Source organism: Streptomyces sp. NPDC057438 (assembly GCF_042802995.1).
Lineage (GTDB): Bacteria > Actinomycetota > Actinomycetes > Streptomycetales > Streptomycetaceae > Streptomyces.
Genome location: NZ_JBHVDD010000040.1, coordinates 15,884 through 32,134 on the forward strand (window position 1 = coordinate 15,884; position 16,251 = coordinate 32,134).

Annotated in this window: 20 protein-coding genes; 19 read left to right on the forward strand and 1 reads right to left on the reverse strand. The window is 71.7% G+C overall.

The features are described 5' to 3' along the window. Window positions 1-70 precede the first annotated feature (70 nt). Genes hisD through hisF form a run of 8 tightly spaced genes read left to right on the forward strand, consistent with a single transcriptional unit; the run spans window position 71 to window position 5,826 of the window. Entirely contained in the window at window positions 71-1,393 is a 1,323-nt protein-coding gene (hisD, locus tag ACFU5F_RS22155) for a histidinol dehydrogenase (protein WP_383889865.1), read from the forward strand. Continuing rightward, entirely contained in the window at window positions 1,390-2,499 is a 1,110-nt protein-coding gene (locus ACFU5F_RS22160) for a histidinol-phosphate transaminase (protein WP_383889868.1), read from the forward strand. Before hisD ends, ACFU5F_RS22160 begins: the two co-directional genes overlap by 4 nt. Next, window positions 2,496-3,098, forward strand: coding sequence for an imidazoleglycerol-phosphate dehydratase HisB (gene hisB / locus ACFU5F_RS22165; RefSeq protein ID WP_383889871.1), 603 nt, complete (start codon window positions 2,496-2,498; stop codon window positions 3,096-3,098). The genes ACFU5F_RS22160 and hisB overlap by 4 nt, the downstream gene beginning before the upstream one ends. Further along, the gene (locus ACFU5F_RS22170) at window positions 3,095-3,259 is read left to right on the forward strand and encodes a hypothetical protein (protein ID WP_005478154.1); all 165 of its coding nucleotides are present in this window, start codon (window positions 3,095-3,097) and stop codon (window positions 3,257-3,259) included. The genes hisB and ACFU5F_RS22170 overlap by 4 nt, the downstream gene beginning before the upstream one ends. Next, window positions 3,250-3,897 (forward strand): imidazole glycerol phosphate synthase subunit HisH, encoded by a 648-nt coding sequence (gene hisH, locus ACFU5F_RS22175; protein ID WP_383889874.1) that lies wholly within the window; start codon window positions 3,250-3,252, stop codon window positions 3,895-3,897. The genes ACFU5F_RS22170 and hisH overlap by 10 nt, the downstream gene beginning before the upstream one ends. Window positions 3,898-3,899: 2 nt before the next feature. Then, window positions 3,900-4,625: a bifunctional 1-(5-phosphoribosyl)-5-((5-phosphoribosylamino)methylideneamino)imidazole-4-carboxamide isomerase/phosphoribosylanthranilate isomerase PriA gene (priA, locus tag ACFU5F_RS22180; protein WP_383889877.1), complete on the forward strand. Its 726-nt coding sequence runs from the start codon at window positions 3,900-3,902 to the stop codon at window positions 4,623-4,625. Further along, a complete protein-coding gene (locus ACFU5F_RS22185) occupies window positions 4,622-5,014 on the forward strand; it encodes a RidA family protein (protein ID WP_383889880.1) in 393 nt (130 codons plus the stop codon). Before priA ends, ACFU5F_RS22185 begins: the two co-directional genes overlap by 4 nt. 56 nt (window positions 5,015-5,070) lie before the next feature. Beyond that, a complete protein-coding gene (hisF, locus tag ACFU5F_RS22190; RefSeq protein ID WP_383889883.1) occupies window positions 5,071-5,826 on the forward strand; it encodes an imidazole glycerol phosphate synthase subunit HisF in 756 nt (251 codons plus the stop codon). A 63-nt stretch (window positions 5,827-5,889) separates the two neighbouring features. Here the strand turns inward: hisF and ACFU5F_RS22195 are convergent, their stop codons facing one another. Beyond that, window positions 5,890-6,525 (reverse strand): TIGR03085 family metal-binding protein, encoded by a 636-nt coding sequence (locus ACFU5F_RS22195; RefSeq protein ID WP_383889886.1) that lies wholly within the window; start codon window positions 6,523-6,525, stop codon window positions 5,890-5,892. 179 nt (window positions 6,526-6,704) lie between these two features. On the opposite strand from ACFU5F_RS22195, the gene hisI reads away from it, so the two are divergent. From hisI to lgt, 11 genes are all read left to right on the forward strand, one after another. Beyond that, complete coding sequence (gene hisI / locus ACFU5F_RS22200; protein ID WP_383889889.1) at window positions 6,705-7,160, forward strand: phosphoribosyl-AMP cyclohydrolase; 456 nt, start codon at window positions 6,705-6,707, stop codon at window positions 7,158-7,160. Window positions 7,161-7,171: 11 nt separating this feature from the next. Continuing rightward, the gene (locus tag ACFU5F_RS22205) at window positions 7,172-8,650 is read left to right on the forward strand and encodes an anthranilate synthase component I (protein ID WP_383889891.1); all 1,479 of its coding nucleotides are present in this window, start codon (window positions 7,172-7,174) and stop codon (window positions 8,648-8,650) included. Window positions 8,651-8,702: 52 nt separating this feature from the next. Next, complete coding sequence (locus ACFU5F_RS22210) at window positions 8,703-9,350, forward strand: TIGR02234 family membrane protein (RefSeq protein WP_383889894.1); 648 nt, start codon at window positions 8,703-8,705, stop codon at window positions 9,348-9,350. Window positions 9,351-9,516: 166 nt separating this feature from the next. After that, window positions 9,517-9,789: an HGxxPAAW family protein gene (locus tag ACFU5F_RS22215; RefSeq protein ID WP_383889897.1), complete on the forward strand. Its 273-nt coding sequence runs from the start codon at window positions 9,517-9,519 to the stop codon at window positions 9,787-9,789. A 73-nt stretch (window positions 9,790-9,862) separates the two neighbouring features. After that, window positions 9,863-10,378, forward strand: a complete 516-nt coding sequence (locus ACFU5F_RS22220) for a DUF2752 domain-containing protein (RefSeq protein WP_383889900.1) — start codon at window positions 9,863-9,865, stop codon at window positions 10,376-10,378. 190 nt (window positions 10,379-10,568) lie between these two features. Beyond that, window positions 10,569-11,378 carry an indole-3-glycerol phosphate synthase TrpC gene (trpC, locus tag ACFU5F_RS22225; protein WP_383889903.1) on the forward strand — a complete coding sequence of 270 codons (810 nt, stop codon included), beginning with the start codon at window positions 10,569-10,571 and terminating at the stop codon, window positions 11,376-11,378. Window positions 11,379-11,529: 151 nt separating this feature from the next. Continuing rightward, window positions 11,530-11,709 carry a tryptophan biosynthesis modulator TrpM gene (gene trpM, locus ACFU5F_RS22230; protein WP_383890002.1) on the forward strand — a complete coding sequence of 60 codons (180 nt, stop codon included), beginning with the start codon at window positions 11,530-11,532 and terminating at the stop codon, window positions 11,707-11,709. A gap of 186 nt (window positions 11,710-11,895) precedes the next feature. After that, on the forward strand, window positions 11,896-13,185 hold the full coding sequence (gene trpB, locus ACFU5F_RS22235; RefSeq protein ID WP_383889906.1) for a tryptophan synthase subunit beta: 1,290 nt from the start codon (window positions 11,896-11,898) through the stop codon (window positions 13,183-13,185). Further along, window positions 13,182-14,000 carry a tryptophan synthase subunit alpha gene (gene trpA / locus ACFU5F_RS22240; protein WP_383889909.1) on the forward strand — a complete coding sequence of 273 codons (819 nt, stop codon included), beginning with the start codon at window positions 13,182-13,184 and terminating at the stop codon, window positions 13,998-14,000. Before trpB ends, trpA begins: the two co-directional genes overlap by 4 nt. Window positions 14,001-14,140: 140 nt before the next feature. Beyond that, window positions 14,141-14,917 carry a thioredoxin domain-containing protein gene (locus ACFU5F_RS22245; protein WP_383889911.1) on the forward strand — a complete coding sequence of 259 codons (777 nt, stop codon included), beginning with the start codon at window positions 14,141-14,143 and terminating at the stop codon, window positions 14,915-14,917. Window positions 14,918-15,045: 128 nt separating this feature from the next. Continuing rightward, on the forward strand, window positions 15,046-16,089 hold the full coding sequence (gene lgt / locus ACFU5F_RS22250; RefSeq protein ID WP_383889914.1) for a prolipoprotein diacylglyceryl transferase: 1,044 nt from the start codon (window positions 15,046-15,048) through the stop codon (window positions 16,087-16,089). The last annotated feature ends 162 nt before the right edge of the window (window positions 16,090-16,251 follow it).

The following is a 16,251-nucleotide window of genomic DNA, read 5'->3' on the forward strand; positions in this document are numbered from 1 at the left end:
CCGGACCGCCCCGTATCAGCCAGTGGAACGCGCGGATGTAGGCCGACGCGGGTCTGAGAGAATTGGGGACGTGATCTCCCGAATCGATCTGCGCGGCGACGCCCTCCCGGAGGGACCCGCCCTGCGCGACCTGCTGCCCCGAGCCGACTTCGACGTCTCGGCCGCCCTGGAGAAGGTGCGGCCGATCTGCGAGGCCGTGCATCATCGGGGAGACGCGGCGCTGATCGACTTCGCGGAGAAGTTCGACGGGGTACGTCTGACCTCCGTACGGGTCCCGGCCGAGGCCATCGCCCAGGCGCTGAAGGACCTCGATCCGGCCGTCCGCGCGGCCCTGGAGGAGTCGATCCGCCGCGCCCGCATCGTCCACCGCGAGCAGCGCCGCACCACCCACACCACCCAGGTCGTCCCCGGCGGCACGGTCACCGAGAAGTGGGTGCCCGTCGAGCGCGTCGGCCTCTACGCCCCCGGCGGCCGCTCGGTGTACCCCTCCTCCGTGATCATGAACGTGGTCCCGGCGCAGGAGGCCGGTGTCCCCTCGATCGCCCTGGCCTCCCCGGCGCAGGCCGAGTTCGACGGACTCCCGCACCCCACGATCCTCGCGGCCTGCGCGCTGCTCGGCGTCGACGAGGTGTACGCGGCCGGTGGCGCCACCGCCGTGGCGATGTTCGCCCACGGCACCGAGTCCTGCCCGCCCGCCGTCATGGTCACCGGGCCGGGCAACATCTGGGTGGCCGCAGCCAAGCGGTACTACACCGGTGTCATCGGCATCGACTCCGAGGCGGGCCCGACCGAGATCGCCGTCCTCGCCGACGACACCGCCGACCCGGTGCACGTCGCCGCCGACCTGATCAGCCAGGCCGAGCACGACCCGCTCGCCGCCGCGGTGCTCGTCACCGACTCCCTCGCGCTCGCCGACGCGGTAGAGAAGGAACTGGAGCCGCAGGTCGAGGCCACCAAGCACGTCGAGGACCGGATCCGGCCGTCGCTGGCCGGCCGGCAGTCCGCGATCGTGCTGGTCGACGGCGTCGACGAGGGCCTGCGGGTGGTCAACGCGTACGGCGCCGAGCACCTGGAGATCCAGACGGCCGACGCCGCCCGGGTCGCCGAGCGGGTCGTCAACGCCGGCGCGATCTTCATCGGCCCCTGGGCGCCGGTCTCCCTGGGCGACTACGCGGCCGGCTCCAACCACGTCCTGCCGACCGGCGGCTGCGCCTGCCACTCCTCCGGTCTGTCCGTCCAGTCCTTCCTGCGCGGCATCCACATCGTCGACTACACGAAGGACGCGCTGGCCGAGGTCGCGCACCACGTGGTCACGCTGGCGGAGGCGGAGGACCTGCCCGCGCACGGCGCGGCGATCAAGGCAAGGTTCGGCTGGAAGGTACCCGGCAAGTGAGCTTCGGAATCGACGACCTCCCCGTACGGGACGAACTGCGCGGCAAGAGCCCCTACGGCGCCCCCCAGCTCGACGTCCCCGTACGCCTCAACACCAACGAGAACCCCTACCCCCTGCCCGAGGCGCTGGTCGAGCGGATCGCCGAGCGGGTGCGGGAGGCGGCCCGCGACCTCAACCGCTACCCGGACCGGGACGCGGTGGAGCTGCGGACGCGGCTCGCCGAGTACCTGACGAAGACCTCCGGGTACGAGGTCGGCGTGGCGAACGTGTGGGCGGCCAACGGCTCCAACGAGGTCATCCAGCAGCTGCTGCAGACCTTCGGCGGGCCCGGCCGCAGCGCGATCGGGTTCGAGCCCTCGTACTCGATGCACGGTCTGATCTCCCGCGGCACCGGCACCACATGGATCTCCGGCCCCCGCAACGACGACTTCACGATCGACCTCGCCGCCGCCGAGAAGGCGATCGCCGAGCACCGTCCCGACGTCGTCTTCGTCACCACCCCCAACAACCCCACGGGCACCGCCGTCCCGGGCGAGACCGTCCTCGCGCTGTACGAGGCCGCGCAGGCGGCGAAGCCGTCGCTCGTCGTGGTCGACGAGGCGTACGTCGAGTTCAGTCACAGTGACTCGCTGCTGCCCCTCATCGAGGGCCGGCCGAACCTCGTCGTCTCGCGCACGATGTCGAAGGCGTTCGGCGCGGCGGGCCTGCGCCTCGGCTACCTCGCCGCCCACCCGGCGGTCGTGGACGCCGTCCAGCTGGTCCGGCTGCCGTACCACCTGTCGGCCGTCACCCAGGCGACCGCCCTGGCCGCCCTGGAGCACACCGGCACGCTGCTGAAGTACGTCGAGCAGCTGAAGTCGGAGCGGGACCGCCTGGTCGGCGAGCTGCTGGCGATCGGCTACGAGGTGACCGCGTCCGACGCCAACTTCGTGCAGTTCGGCCGCTTCGACGACTCCCACACCGTGTGGCAGCAGATCCTCGACCGGGGCGTCCTGGTCCGGGACAACGGAGTACCGGGCTGGCTCCGGGTCACCGCCGGCACCCCGGAAGAGAACGACGCGTTCCTCGACGCGGTACGTGAACTGAAGAAGGAGACGGACGCATGACTCGCGAAGGCCGCGTCGGCAGGATAGAGCGGACGACCAAGGAGACCTCGGTCCTCGTCGAGATCAACCTCGACGGCACCGGCCGGACGGAGATCTCCACCGGGGTCGGCTTCTACGACCACATGCTCGACCAGCTCGGCCGCCACGGTCTGTTCGACCTGACCGTGAAGACCGACGGCGACCTGCACATCGACTCCCACCACACCATCGAGGACACCGCCCTCGCGCTGGGCGCCGCCTTCAAGCAGGCCCTCGGCGACAAGGTGGGCATCTACCGCTTCGGCAACTGCACGGTCCCGCTGGACGAGTCCCTCGCCCAGGTCACCGTCGACCTCTCCGGCCGCCCCTACCTCGTGCACACCGAGCCCGAGAAGATGGCGCCGATGATCGGCGAGTACGACACCACGATGACCCGGCACATCCTGGAGTCCTTCGTCGCCCAGGCCCAGATCGCTCTGCACGTGCACGTGCCCTACGGGCGCAACGCCCACCACATCGTCGAGTGCCAGTTCAAGGCGCTGGCGCGGGCCCTGCGCTACGCCTCCGAGCGCGACCCGCGCGCGGCCGGCATCCTTCCCTCCACGAAGGGCGCGCTGTGAACGGCCTGTCGACCGTCCTGATCGTCGTCGGCCTCTTCCTGGTCGGCGGGATCATCTCCTTCGTCAAGCAGGGGATGCCGAAGCAGCTCGTCGTGCTGCTCTCCGTCGGCGCCGCGATGTGCCTGGTCGCCGGTGTCATGAGGCTGGAGGTGTGGAATTGAGCGCCCCCAAGAAGGTCGTCGTCTTCGACTACGGCTTCGGCAACGTGAGGTCCGCCGAGCGCGCCCTCGCACGTACGGGTGCCGAGGTCGAGATAACGCGTGACTTCGACCGCGCCATGAACGCCGACGGGCTGCTGGTGCCCGGCGTCGGCGCCTTCGCCGCCTGCATGAAGGGGCTGAAGGAGGCGCGCGGCGACTGGATCATCGACCGGCGGCTCTCCGGCGGCCGACCGGTGATGGGCATCTGCGTCGGCATGCAGATCCTCTTCGCACGCGGCATCGAGCACGGGGTGGAGACCGAGGGGCTGGACGAGTGGCCCGGCGCCGTCGAGCCGCTCCAGGCCGAGATCGTGCCGCACATGGGCTGGAACACGGTCGAGGCCCCGGCCGGCACGCGGCTGTTCGCGGGCCTCGACGCCGACGCCCGTTTCTACTTCGTGCACTCCTACGCCGTCCACGACTGGTCCCTGGAGACGCACAACCCCGCGCTCACCGCCCCCAAGGTCACCTGGTCGACGCACGGCAAGCCCTTCGTGGCGGCCGTGGAGAACGGCGCCCTGTGGGCCACCCAGTTCCACCCCGAGAAGTCCGGCGACGCCGGAGCCCAGCTGCTGAACAACTGGATCGGAACCCTGTAGCCATGGCAAAGCTCGAACTCCTTCCCGCCGTCGACGTCCGTGACGGCCAGGCGGTCCGGCTCGTCCACGGCGAGTCCGGCACGGAGACCTCCTACGGCTCCCCGCTTGAGGCCGCCCTCGCCTGGCAGCGCGCGGGCGCCGAGTGGCTGCACCTGGTCGACCTGGACGCCGCGTTCGGCACCGGCGACAACCGGGACCTGGTCGCCGAGGTCACCCGTGCCATGGACATCAAGGTCGAACTGTCCGGCGGCATCCGGGACGACGCCTCCCTGGCGAAGGCGCTGGCCACCGGCTGCACCCGGGTCAACCTCGGCACCGCCGCGCTGGAGAGCCCCGAGTGGGTCGCCAAGGTCATCGCCGAGCACGGCGACAGGATCGCCGTGGGCCTCGACGTGCGCGGCACGACACTGAAGGGCCGCGGCTGGACCCGCGACGGCGGGGACCTCTACGAGACGCTGGAGCGCCTCGACAAGGAGGGCTGCGCCCGCTACGTCGTCACCGACATCGCCAAGGACGGCACCCTCCAGGGGCCCAACCTGGAGCTGCTGAAGAACGTGTGCGCGGCCACCGACCGTCCGGTCGTGGCGTCCGGTGGCGTGTCGTCCCTCGACGACCTGCGGGCCATCGCCGAGCTGGTGCCCCTCGGCGTCGAGGGTTCCATCGTCGGCAAGGCCCTGTACGCGAAGGCGTTCACCCTGGAAGAGGCCCTGGAGGCTGTGTCGTCATGACGTCCGAAGCCGTGCGGCGGCTGCAGAGCGGGAGTCCCTGGGAGGAGTCCTTCGGTTTCGCGCGCGCCGTCGCAGCGGGCGACCGCGTCCTGGTGGCGGGCACGACGGCCTTCAGGGGTGACGTGCTGCACGGGGAGGGCGACCCCTACGAACAGGCCAAGGCGGCCTTCACCCACGCGGTCCAGGCGCTCGGCGAGTTCGGGCTCGGCGCCGAGTCGGTGATCCGTACCCGGATGTACCTGACCCACATGCGGGACGTGGAGGACGTGGGGCGGGCCCACAAGGAGATCTTCGACCCGGTGCGCCCCGCCGCGACCTTGCTGGTCGTGGAGGGTTTCGTCGACCCCCGCATCCTCGTCGAAGTAGAGATCGAAGCATTTCGGGGCTAGGGGCTCTCCAGAGCCTCGCCGAGCCTTTACGGGTATTTCTAAGGAGCCGTGGATTCATGACCCTGGCGGTCCGAGTCATCCCCTGCCTGGACGTGGACAACGGCCGGGTCGTCAAGGGTGTCAACTTCCAGAACCTGCGCGACGCGGGCGACCCCGTCGAGATGGCGAAGGTGTACGACGCCGAGGGTGCCGACGAGCTGACGTTCCTGGACATCACCGCCTCGTCGGGCAACCGCGAGACGACGTACGACGTGGTGCGCCGCACCGCCGAGCAGGTCTTCATCCCGCTGACGGTCGGCGGTGGCGTCCGGACGGCCGAGGACGTCGACAAGCTGCTGCGGGCCGGCGCCGACAAGGTCGGCGTCAACACGGCGGCGATCGCCCGCCCCGACCTCATCCGCGAGATCGCCGAGCGCTTCGGCCGCCAGGTGCTCGTCCTGTCGGTCGACGCCCGCCGCACGGAGGCCGGATCCTTCGAGGTCACCACCCACGGCGGCCGCAGGGGCACCGGCCTCGACGCCGTCGAGTGGGCCCACCGGGCCGCCGAACTGGGCGCGGGCGAGATCCTCCTCAACTCCATGGACGCGGACGGCACCAAGGACGGCTACGACCTGGAGATGATCACCGCCGTCCGCAAGCACGTCACCGTCCCCGTCATCGCCTCCGGCGGCGCCGGCAAGCTCGCGGACTTCTCCCCGGCCGTCGATGCGGGCGCCGACGCCGTCCTCGCCGCCTCCGTCTTCCACTTCGGCGACCTGCGCATCGGCGAGGTCAAGAACGCGCTGCGGGCGGCCGGGCACCCCGTACGGTGACGCCGTCGGACCCTTGGACCTGGGCCCCGGTCACCAGGTGACCGGGGCCCACGCCGACTCGGCTCAGATCCCCAGCTGCTTCGTCTCGTGCAGCTTGGCGATCGCCTCCTTCTCGCCCTCCAGTTCGACATCGGCGACCTGCTGGCGGCCGTAGAGGAACAGCAGCAGCTCGGCGGGCTCACCGGTGACGGTGACGACGGGGGCGCCGCGGTGGGCCACCGCCGTCCGTCCGTCGGGGCGGCGCAGGACCAGGCCGGTGGGGGAGCGGCGGCCCATGAGGCGGGCCGTGCGCTCCAGACGGGACCACAGGGCGTCCTGGAAGACGTGGTCGAGCTCGCGCGGGGTCCACTCGGGCCGGGCCCGGCGGATGTCCTCGGCGTGCACGTAGAACTCGATCGTGTTCGACGCCTCGTCGATCTGCTTGAGGTTGAAGGGCGAGAAGCGCGGCGGACCGGTCCGCACGAGCTGGATCAGCTCCTCGTACGGCTTGGCGGCGAACTCCGCCATCACCCGGTCGAGGCGGGACGCGAGCTGTTTGACGAGTATGCCGCCGGCGGCGTCGGGGCGGCGCTCGCGCACGACCACGTGCGCGGCCAGATCACGGGTCGTCCAGCCCTCGCACAGGGTGGGGGCCTCTGGGCCCGCGGTCTCCAACAGGTCGGCGAAGAGAAGCCGTTCACGCTTGGCATGGGTAGACATGGCAGCCAGCCTACGACCGGGCCACCGCCCCGCCCAGCGCCGGTCCGGCCGATCCGCCCACGGATACCCGGACGGTCGCCTGCGGGCCGGTCATTCGTACCGGTCATTCGTACGACAAGAGGGTCCGGCCTGTGGACAACCGGCGAGGCCGCCCGGCGCGGCGCGGCACAATGGCACGCATGACCAGCACGCCGTCCTCCAGCCGCCCCCACCGTCCCGGAGCCCCCGCCGGCTCCGGCACTCCCGGCGCGCTGGACCCCGAGATCGCCGCCCGCCTCAAGCGCGGCGCCGACGGGCTCCTGCCCGCCATCGCCCAGCAGTACGACACCGGTGAGGTGCTCATGCTCGGCTGGATGGACGACGAGGCCCTGCACCGCACCCTCACCACCGGCCGCTGCACGTACTGGTCGCGCAGCCGCCGCGAGTACTGGGTCAAGGGCGACACCTCCGGTCACTTCCAGTGGGTGAAGTCCGTCAGCCTTGACTGCGACGCCGACACCGTCCTCGTGAAGGTCGACCAGGTCGGCGCCGCCTGCCACACCGGCGCCCGTACCTGCTTCGACGAGGACGTCCTCAAGGCCGAGGAAGGCGCCCCGGGTGGCGCCGATTCCGACGCACCGTCACTGGATCAGTAAGGTCAGCCGCCATGGACCTCGAGACGTTCCGCAAGCTGGCCGGCGACCGCCGGGTCATCCCCGTCAGCCGCAAGCTCCTCGCCGACGGCGACACCCCCGTCGGGCTCTACCGCAAGCTCGCCGCCGAGCGCCCCGGCACCTTCCTCCTGGAGTCCGCGGAGAACGGCCGCTCGTGGTCCCGCTACTCCTTCGTGGGCGTCCGCAGCCACGCCACCCTCACCGCCCGCGACGGGCAGGCCCACTGGCTCGGCACCCCGCCCGTCGGCGTCCCCGTCGACGGCGACCCCCTCGCCGCCCTGCGCGCCACCATCGAGGCCCTCCACACCCCCCACCAGGAGGGCATGCCCCCCTTCACCGGCGGCATGGTCGGGTACCTCGGCTACGACATCGTGCGCCGCCTGGAGAAGATCGGCCCGGGCGGGCGGGACGACCTGCGGCTGCCCGAGCTGACCATGCTGCTGACCAGCGACCTGGCGGTCATGGACCACTGGGAGGGCTCGGTCCTGCTGATCGCCAACGCGATCAACCACAACGACCTGGACACCGGCGTCGACGAGGCCCACGCCGACGCGATCGCCCGCCTCGACGCCATGGAGGCCGACCTCGCCCGGCCCGTCGCCCAGCCCCCCGCCGCCCTCCCGCCCTCCGAGCTGCCCGAGTACACCGCGCTGTGGGGCGGCCCCGACTTCCAGGAGGCCGTCGAGGACATCAAGGAGCGCATCCGGGCCGGCGAGGCCTTCCAGGTCGTCCCCTCCCAGCGCTTCGAAACCCCCTGCACGGCAAGCGCGTTGGACGTCTACCGGGTCCTGAGGGCGACCAACCCGTCCCCGTACATGTACCTGTTCCGCTTCGACGGCTTCGACGTCGTCGGATCCTCCCCCGAGGCCCTGGTCAAGGTCGAGGACGGGCACGCCATGCTCCACCCCATCGCCGGCACCCGGCACCGGGGTGCGAGCCCGCAGGAGGACCAGGCCCTCGCCGACGAACTGCTCGCCGACCCCAAGGAGCGCGCCGAGCACCTGATGCTCGTCGACCTGGGCCGCAACGACCTGGGCCGGGTCTGCGAGCCGGGCTCGGTCGAGGTCGTCGACTTCATGTCCGTCGAGCGGTACTCGCACGTCATGCACATCGTGTCCACCGTCACCGGCCGGGTCGCGGCCGGCCGTACGGCCTTCGACGTCCTGACGGCCTGCTTCCCCGCCGGCACCCTCTCGGGTGCCCCCAAACCGCGCGCGATGCAGATCATCGACGAGCTGGAACCGTCCCGCCGGGGCCTGTACGGCGGCTGCGTCGGCTATCTCGACTTCGCCGGCGACTCCGACACCGCCATCGCCATCCGCACGGCACTGCTGCGCGACGGCACGGCGTACGTCCAGGCCGGCGCCGGCATCGTCGCCGACTCCGACCCCGTCGCCGAGGACACCGAGTGCCGCAACAAGGCGGCGGCGGTCCTGCGCGCGGTCCACACGGCCAACCGGCTCGGAGAGTAGGGCGCTTCTCACGTGCGCCCCGGGTGACAACGCACCCGGGGGGCAGGCGATAGTGGAGTACGTGACCGCAGCACCTGACCATCCCCGTTCCGAACCCGCGTCCGTCCGCGCCGGCCGGCGCAGTCTCGCCCTGGCGCTGCTCAGCGGTGCCCTGGGCGCGGCCGTCGTGCTGCTCGCCAGCCGGCAGCGCTGGTCGCAGGGCACCATCGCGGTGGCGGGCGGCGACTTTCCGCTGACCGCCCAGGGCAGCGATGTCACGGGCGTGCCCGCGGCGCTGGCCGTGGTGGGCCTCGCCGCGCTCGTCGCCGTCTTCGCCGTACGCCGCTCCGGGCGCGTCCTGGTCTCCGCGCTGCTCGCGCTCTCCGGGGCGGGCACCATCGCCGCCGCGCTGTTCGGCGCCCAGGACAGCGCAGCGCTCGACGACAAGGCGGCCGAGGCCTCCGGCGACACCGCAGCGACCGTCGACGCGCTCGGTCACACCGGCTGGCCCTACGTCGCGGCCGTCGGCGGCGCGCTCATCCTGCTCGCCGGACTGCTCGCCCTGCGCCACGGACGGCGGTGGCCCGCGATGTCCGGCCGCTACGAACGCGACGGCACCCCCCGGCCGCGCAAGGCCCGGCCGGTCGACCCCGACCGGCCCGAGGACATGTGGAAGGCCCTGGACCGGGGCGAGGACCCGACGGGACCCGGCCCCGCCTAGGGCCACCCGCAGGACGACCCCCAACGACGCCCCGAACGCCGGGAGTGGACACCCCCGCTCAAGGCACCCGTACCCGTACGGGACAATGGACGACGAGCGTCCGACTCAGCACAGGCATCGAGCGACACGCATCGAGCACCACGCAATGGACAACGAGGAGCAAGTCATGGCGGGCAGCAGCCACGGTCACACCCCGGCCGCCTGGACCGGCGTCACCATCGCCTTCATCGGTTTCTGCGTCTCGGGCGCCTTCATGGTGATGGCCGAGCCGCTGGGATTCTGGGCCGGCATGGTCATCACCGTCCTCGGCGGCGTCGTCGGCATGATCATGCGCGCCATGGGCATGGGCCAGCCGAAGGACGCGCACGCCGTGTACGAGACGGCGACGGTGCGCGCGCAGGCCGGGACCACCCCCGAGCCGGCCGGCGCCAACGGCTGACATCCGCCCGAGGGACGGTTCCGCGACACCGCGGGCCGTCCCTCAGGCGCGCGTACGGTCCGCGCGGGGCAGAATGCGGTGTGTGAACGCCGAGACCCAGCCGACCGCGCCACCGCCCCGCGCCGTGAACGGCACGACGGGCGACACGGGTGATCCGGGCGAGGCGACCGCCGGTCCCGTCCGGGCCACGGGGCACAGGCTCCGCGCGCTCGTGGTGCCCGCCGGAGTGCTCGCGGCCGTGGCCGGGGCCTTCGCGTACGTCGCAGCCGTGGACCCCGACGAACCCGGCCACTACCCGGTCTGCCCGCTGTGGCGCCTGACCGGCCTGTACTGCCCCGGCTGCGGCGGCCTGCGCAGCGCGCACGCCTTCGCGCACGGGGACCTCGCGACCGCCCTCACCGACAACGCGCTGGCCGTGGCGGGCTTCCTGGGCTTCGCGGTGCTGTGGACCGTCTGGGTGATCCGTACGGCGCGCGGACGATCCCTGCGCCCGCGCCTCGGGCCCGTCCACCTGTGGTCCCTGGGCGCGTTGGCGCTGGTCTTCACGGTTGTCCGGAACCTGCCGTTCGGTGGCTGGCTCCATCCTTGATCGAACCGTGAACGTCCAGGTAGTGGGACCGCCGTCAACCGGATGCGAGGCCTACGCCTTCCTGCGGATACCATCGCAGTGAACTGCCTGAACCCTGAGAACCGCCCGACTGTCAATACATGACCGTCAAACGTTGTCACTGATTTTTGCCGTTTTCATCGTTCCCACCGTCTGAAAGGGGGCCGCTCGCGTGAGTGTGCTCGACGAGATCATCGACGGAGTCCGTGCCGACCTCGCGGAACGGCAGGCGCGCGTCAGCCTCGACGAGCTCAAGGAGCGCGCGGCCAAGGCTCCGGCGGCCAAGGACGGAGTGGCCGCGCTCCGCGGCGACGGCGTCAAGGTGATCTGCGAGGTCAAGCGGTCCAGCCCCTCGAAGGGCGCGCTCGCCGCGATCGCCGACCCGGCCGGTCTCGCCGCCGACTACGAGGCGGGCGGCGCGGCGATCATCTCCGTCCTCACCGAACAGCGCCGCTTCGGCGGCTCGCTGGCCGACCTGGAGGCCGTCCGCGCGCGCGTGGACATCCCCGTCCTGCGCAAGGACTTCATCGTCACCTCGTACCAGCTGTGGGAGGCGCGGGCGTACGGCGCCGACGTCGTCCTGCTGATCGTCGCCGCGCTCGATCAGCCGGCGCTGGAATCGCTGATCGAGCGCGCCGAGTCCATCGGGCTCACCCCGCTCGTCGAGGTCCACGACGAGGACGAGGTCGAGCGCGCGGTCGACGCCGGTGCGCGGGTGATCGGTGTGAACGCCCGCAACCTCAAGACCCTGGAGGTCGACCGCTCCACGTTCGAGCGGGTCGCCCCCGAGATCCCCGACTCCATCGTCAAGATCGCCGAGTCCGGTGTCCGGGGCCCGCACGACCTCATCGCCTACGCCAACGCCGGCGCCGACGCCGTCCTCGTGGGCGAGTCCCTCGTCACCGGCAAGGACCCCAAGACCGCCGTCGCCGACCTCGTCGCCGCCGGCGAGCACCCGGCGCTGCGGCACGGGCGGGGCTGACCCGGCCATGACCGGCCGCGCCCTCGCCGCCGACCGGCCGGGATCCGTCCCGGCCGGGGCGCCGGGGTGCGGCGGAGCCGCCGTACCGCTCGTGTTCACCCACACGGGTGAGCCGGGGCCGGTAGGCTGTGCCCCGATGTTCTCGATCACCATGACTCCCCGGGACCCCTACGCCCGCCTCGCGCGCGGGTGCCGTCCCCGTGGCTGCCGGGCCCCCGCCCGTCGCGTCCACGGGCGCCGGGTCCGCTACGTCATCGGTGACGAGCCGGGTCAGGTGAACGGCATGCGATGGCCCAGGACACGTACGCGCCGACGCCCTGTGGGCGGCTGAGCCGCGTCTCCCCTCGCCGAAACGCCGGGTGTCGTGTCCCCGGCGGCCGGTGGGCGACGGCGGCCGAGTGCGGGGTCCCGGCGGAACGCGGGGGACCCCGGTGCCGCGGGGTGGTGTGTGGCGTACGTGATCGCTGTGAGCCGGATTCCGATCGACGACGGGGCCACGCCCCTGCGAGGTATGCGCATGTCCAGTGAGTTCTTCATTCCCGACCCCGAGGGTCAGGTTCCCAGCGCCGAGGGGTATTTCGGCGCGTTCGGCGGCAAGTTCATCCCGGAGGCGCTGGTCGCCGCCGTGGACGAGGTCGCCGTGGAGTACGACAAGGCCAAGCACGACCCCGAGTTCGCGCGCGAGCTCGACGACCTGCTCGTCCACTACACCGGGCGGCCCAGTTCGCTCACCGAGGTGCCCCGGTTCGCCGAGCACGCCGGCGGCGCGCGCGTCTTCCTCAAGCGCGAGGACCTGAACCACACCGGGTCCCACAAGATCAACAACGTGCTCGGGCAGGCCCTGCTCACCAGGCGCATGGGCAAGACCCGGGTCATCGCCGAGACCGGAGCGGGCCAGCACGGCGTCGCCACCGCCACGGCCTGTGCGCTCTTCGGCCTCGACTGCACCATCTACATGGGCGAGATCGACACGCAGCGGCAGGCCCTGAACGTCGCCCGCATGCGCATGCTGGGCGCCGAGGTCATCGCCGTGAAGTCCGGTTCGCGGACCCTGAAGGACGCCATCAACGAGGCGTTCCGGGACTGGGTCGCCAACGTCGACCGCACGCACTACCTGTTCGGGACCGTGGCCGGGCCCCACCCCTTCCCCGCGATGGTCCGCGACTTCCACCGGGTCATCGGCGTCGAGGCCAGGCGGCAGATCCTCGAACGCGCGGGGCGGCTGCCCGATGCCGCCGTCGCGTGCGTGGGCGGCGGCTCCAACGCCATCGGTCTCTTCCACGCCTTCATCCCGGACGCCGGTGTCCGTCTCGTCGGCTGCGAACCCGCAGGCCACGGCGTCGAGACCGGTGAGCACGCGGCGACGCTCACCGCCGGTGAACCGGGCATCCTGCACGGCTCGCGCTCCTACGTCCTGCAGGACGAGGAGGGCCAGATCACCGAGCCGTACTCGATCTCGGCCGGCCTGGACTACCCCGGTATCGGCCCCGAGCACGCGTACCTCAAGGACAGCGGCCGCGGCGAGTACCGCGCCGTCACCGACGACGCGGCCATGCAGGCGCTGCGGCTGCTGTCGCGCACCGAGGGCATCATCCCGGCGATCGAGAGCGCCCACGCGCTCGCCGGTGCCCTGGAGGTCGGCCAGGAGCTGGGCAAGGACGGGTTGATCGTCGTCAACCTGTCCGGGCGTGGCGACAAGGACATGGACACGGCCGCGCGGTACTTCGGCCTGTATGACGGTGGTGCCGACGCCGAGGTCGCCGCCGACGCGGCCGATCTCGCCGAGATCGAGGGGGACGCCAAGTGAGCGGGAACATCCAGCTGTTGAGTGACACCCTCGCCGCCGCCAAGGCGGAGGGGCGGTCCGCGCTCATCGCCTATCTGCCGGCCGGGTTCCCGACCGTCGACGGCGGCATCGCCGCCGTCAAGGCGGTCTTCGAGGGCGGCGCCGACGTCGTCGAGGTCGGGTTGCCGCACAGCGACCCGGTCCTCGACGGCCCCGTCATCCAGACCGCCGACGACATCGCCCTGCGCGGCGGCGTCAAGATCGCGGACGTGATGCGGACGGTCCGGGAGGCATTCGAGGCCACCGGGAAGCCCGTCCTCGTCATGACGTACTGGAACCCCATCGACCGCTACGGCGTCGAGCGCTTCACGGCCGAGCTGGCTCAGGCGGGCGGCGCGGGCTGCATCCTGCCCGACCTGCCCGTCCAGGAGTCCGCGCTGTGGAGGGAGCACGCCGAGAAGCACGGCCTCGGCACGGTCTTCGTCGTCGCGCCGAGCAGCAGGGACGCCCGGCTCGCCGAGATCACCGCGGCGGGCAGCGGCTTCGTCTACGCCGCTTCGCTGATGGGGGTCACGGGCACCCGGGAGTCGGTGGGCGCGCAGGCCCAGGACCTGGTGGAACGCACCCGCGCCACCGGCTCCGGCCTGCCGGTCTGCGTCGGCCTCGGCGTCTCCAACGCCGAGCAGGCCGCCGAGGTCGCCGGGTTCGCCGACGGCGTGATCGTCGGCTCCGCGTTCGTGAAGCTGATGCTGGACGCCCCCGACGAGGCGGCCGGTCTGGACGCCGTCCGGGACCTGGCGGGCGACCTAGCCAAGGGCGTGCGCCGGGGCGTGTGACCCGGGGCGTGGGACACCTCGTGACGTTCACCCGTTTGTCGTACGGGGGCTGCCGGACGTAACGGGTGATCCGCTCACTCGAACGGGTGGAAGTGGGACCGGGGAGGCGCGGTGCGCCTCCCCGGTTCGTTCTGCGGGATGTGAGCGAGAAGAACCGTGAGGGAAAGCGCACCGCCCGTGAACGGCTGGCGGAGGAGCGCGAGAAGCAGAAGACCGCCGAGAAGCGCCGCCGGGTACTGATCGTGGGCGCCTCCGTGGTGTGCGTCCTGGGGCTGGCCGCCGGCATCGGCGTGGTCGCGGCGAACGCGGGCAAGGACGACGAGTCGGACGCCTCGGGCCCGGTGGTGGCGCCCTCGGGGGCGAACGGCGAGGACAGCCTCGCGATCCCCGTCGGGGACGCCGGAGCCAGGTCGACCCTCTCCGTGTGGGAGGACTTCCGCTGCCCGGCCTGCAAGTCCTTCGAGGACGCCTACCGCTCGACGATCCACGAGCTGACCGCGGCCGGGAAACTGAAGGTCGAGTACCACCTCGCCACCCTGATCGACGGGAACATGGGCGGCAGCGGCTCCCGCAAGGCCGCCAACGCCGCCGCGTGCGCGCAGAACGAGGGCAAGTTCCCCGAGTACCACGACGTGCTCTACCAGAACCAGCCGCCCGAGACGAACGACGACTTCGCCGGTGAGGCCAGGCTGCTCGAGCTGGCGAAGAAGGTGGACGGACTGGACACCGCCCCCTTCCGCACCTGCGTCGAGGACGGCAAGCACAACAGCTGGGTCGCCAAGTCGAACAAGGCGTTCCAGAAGGGCGGCTTCTCCGGCACGCCGAGCGTCTTCCTCAACGGCACCAACATCTACGCGGACCAGTCCATGACCCCCGCCAAGCTGAAGCAGATGGTGGAGGCGAAGGCCCAGGGGTGAGCCACGGGTGAGCCGGGAGGGGCCGCAGGGGGCCGTGGGCCGTCGAGGCGGGTGTGACGCGGCGTTATGGACCCGTTGCCGGGCCGCCCGCCGTCGGCCGGGCCCGGCAGGGTAGCGTCGACCCTGCCATGGAACTTGCCTACATTCCCAGCCCGTCGCGCGGGGTGCTGTACCTCGGTCCCGTCCCGCTGCGCGGCTACGCCTTCTGCATCATCATCGGTGTCTTCGTAGCCGTCTGGCTCGGCAACAAACGCTGGGTCGCACGGGGCGGACAGGCCGGCACGATCGCCGACATCGCCGTCTGGGCCGTGCCCTTCGGCCTGGTCGGTGGGCGGCTCTACCACGTGATCACGGACTACGAGCTGTACTTCAGCGAGGGCCGTGACTGGGTCGACGCCTTCAAGGTCTGGGAGGGCGGACTCGGCATCTGGGGCGCGATCGCGCTCGGCGCGGTGGGCGCGTGGATCGGATGCCGCCGGCGCGGTATCCCGCTCCCCGCCTACGCGGACGCCGTCGCTCCCGGTCTCGCGCTGGCGCAGGCGATCGGGCGGTGGGGCAACTGGTTCAACCAGGAGCTGTACGGCAAGCCGACGGATCTGCCGTGGGCGGTGGAGATCACCTCCTCCACGGACGGGCGGCTGCCGGGGACGTACCACCCGACCTTCCTCTACGAGTCGCTCTGGTGCATCGGTGTCGCGCTCCTCGTCATCTGGGCGGACCGGCGCTTCACCCTCGGGCACGGGCGGGCGTTCGCGCTGTACGTCGCCTCGTACTGCGCGGGGCGGTTCTGGATCGAGTACATGCGGGTCGACGAGGCCCACCACATCCTCGGGCTGCGCCTCAACAACTGGACCGCGCTGTTCGTCTTCGTCCTCGCCGTGATCTACCTGGTCCTGTCGGCCCGGAAGCGGCCGGGGCGGGAAGAGGTCGTCGAGCCGGGTGTCTCCGACGGTGACGGGGACGAGGGTGAGGGCGGTGCCGCCGTGGACGCCGAGAAGGGCGACGAGGGTTCGGGCGCGTCCGGCGTGAAGGACGTCGAGGACGCCAAGGGGGCCGTGGGCACCAAGGCCGTCCCGGGCGCCAAGGGGGAGAAGGGCGCGGAGGTTTCCGACTCCGTGGTCGAGAAGAAGGCGGAGCCAGAGAAGAAGGCCGAGTCCGCGGACAAGAGCTGACGTCGTGCTTCGGTAGCGGTGATCCGCCGGTTCGCTACTCCTTGAGGATGTTCGAGCACCCATCCGCCCCCTGTGGGGTGGGTGGGTGCTCCGGGTTCTGGGGTGGGTGCGGGTCCGGTGGGGGTTCTCGCGCGGTTCCCCGCGCCCCTTGAAGGCCAGCCC

Excerpts from the sequence above, each read along its gene's own strand:
- hisB (WP_383889871.1), top strand. The coding sequence starts at position 2,496 with ATGACTCGCGAAGGCCGCGTCGGCAGGATAGAGCGGACGACCAAGGAG.
- priA (WP_383889877.1), top strand. The coding sequence starts at position 3,900 with ATGGCAAAGCTCGAACTCCTTCCCGCCGTCGACGTCCGTGACGGCCAG.
- ACFU5F_RS22185 (WP_383889880.1), top strand. The coding sequence starts at position 4,622 with ATGACGTCCGAAGCCGTGCGGCGGCTGCAGAGCGGGAGTCCCTGGGAG.
- hisF (WP_383889883.1), top strand. The coding sequence starts at position 5,071 with ATGACCCTGGCGGTCCGAGTCATCCCCTGCCTGGACGTGGACAACGGC.
- ACFU5F_RS22195 (WP_383889886.1), bottom strand. The coding sequence starts at position 6,525 with ATGTCTACCCATGCCAAGCGTGAACGGCTTCTCTTCGCCGACCTGTTG.
- hisI (WP_383889889.1), top strand. The coding sequence starts at position 6,705 with ATGACCAGCACGCCGTCCTCCAGCCGCCCCCACCGTCCCGGAGCCCCC.
- ACFU5F_RS22205 (WP_383889891.1), top strand. The coding sequence starts at position 7,172 with ATGGACCTCGAGACGTTCCGCAAGCTGGCCGGCGACCGCCGGGTCATC.
- ACFU5F_RS22215 (WP_383889897.1), top strand. The coding sequence starts at position 9,517 with ATGGCGGGCAGCAGCCACGGTCACACCCCGGCCGCCTGGACCGGCGTC.
- ACFU5F_RS22220 (WP_383889900.1), top strand. The coding sequence starts at position 9,863 with ATGCGGTGTGTGAACGCCGAGACCCAGCCGACCGCGCCACCGCCCCGC.
- trpM (WP_383890002.1), top strand. The coding sequence starts at position 11,530 with ATGACTCCCCGGGACCCCTACGCCCGCCTCGCGCGCGGGTGCCGTCCC.
- trpB (WP_383889906.1), top strand. The coding sequence starts at position 11,896 with ATGTCCAGTGAGTTCTTCATTCCCGACCCCGAGGGTCAGGTTCCCAGC.
- lgt (WP_383889914.1), top strand. The coding sequence starts at position 15,046 with ATGGAACTTGCCTACATTCCCAGCCCGTCGCGCGGGGTGCTGTACCTC.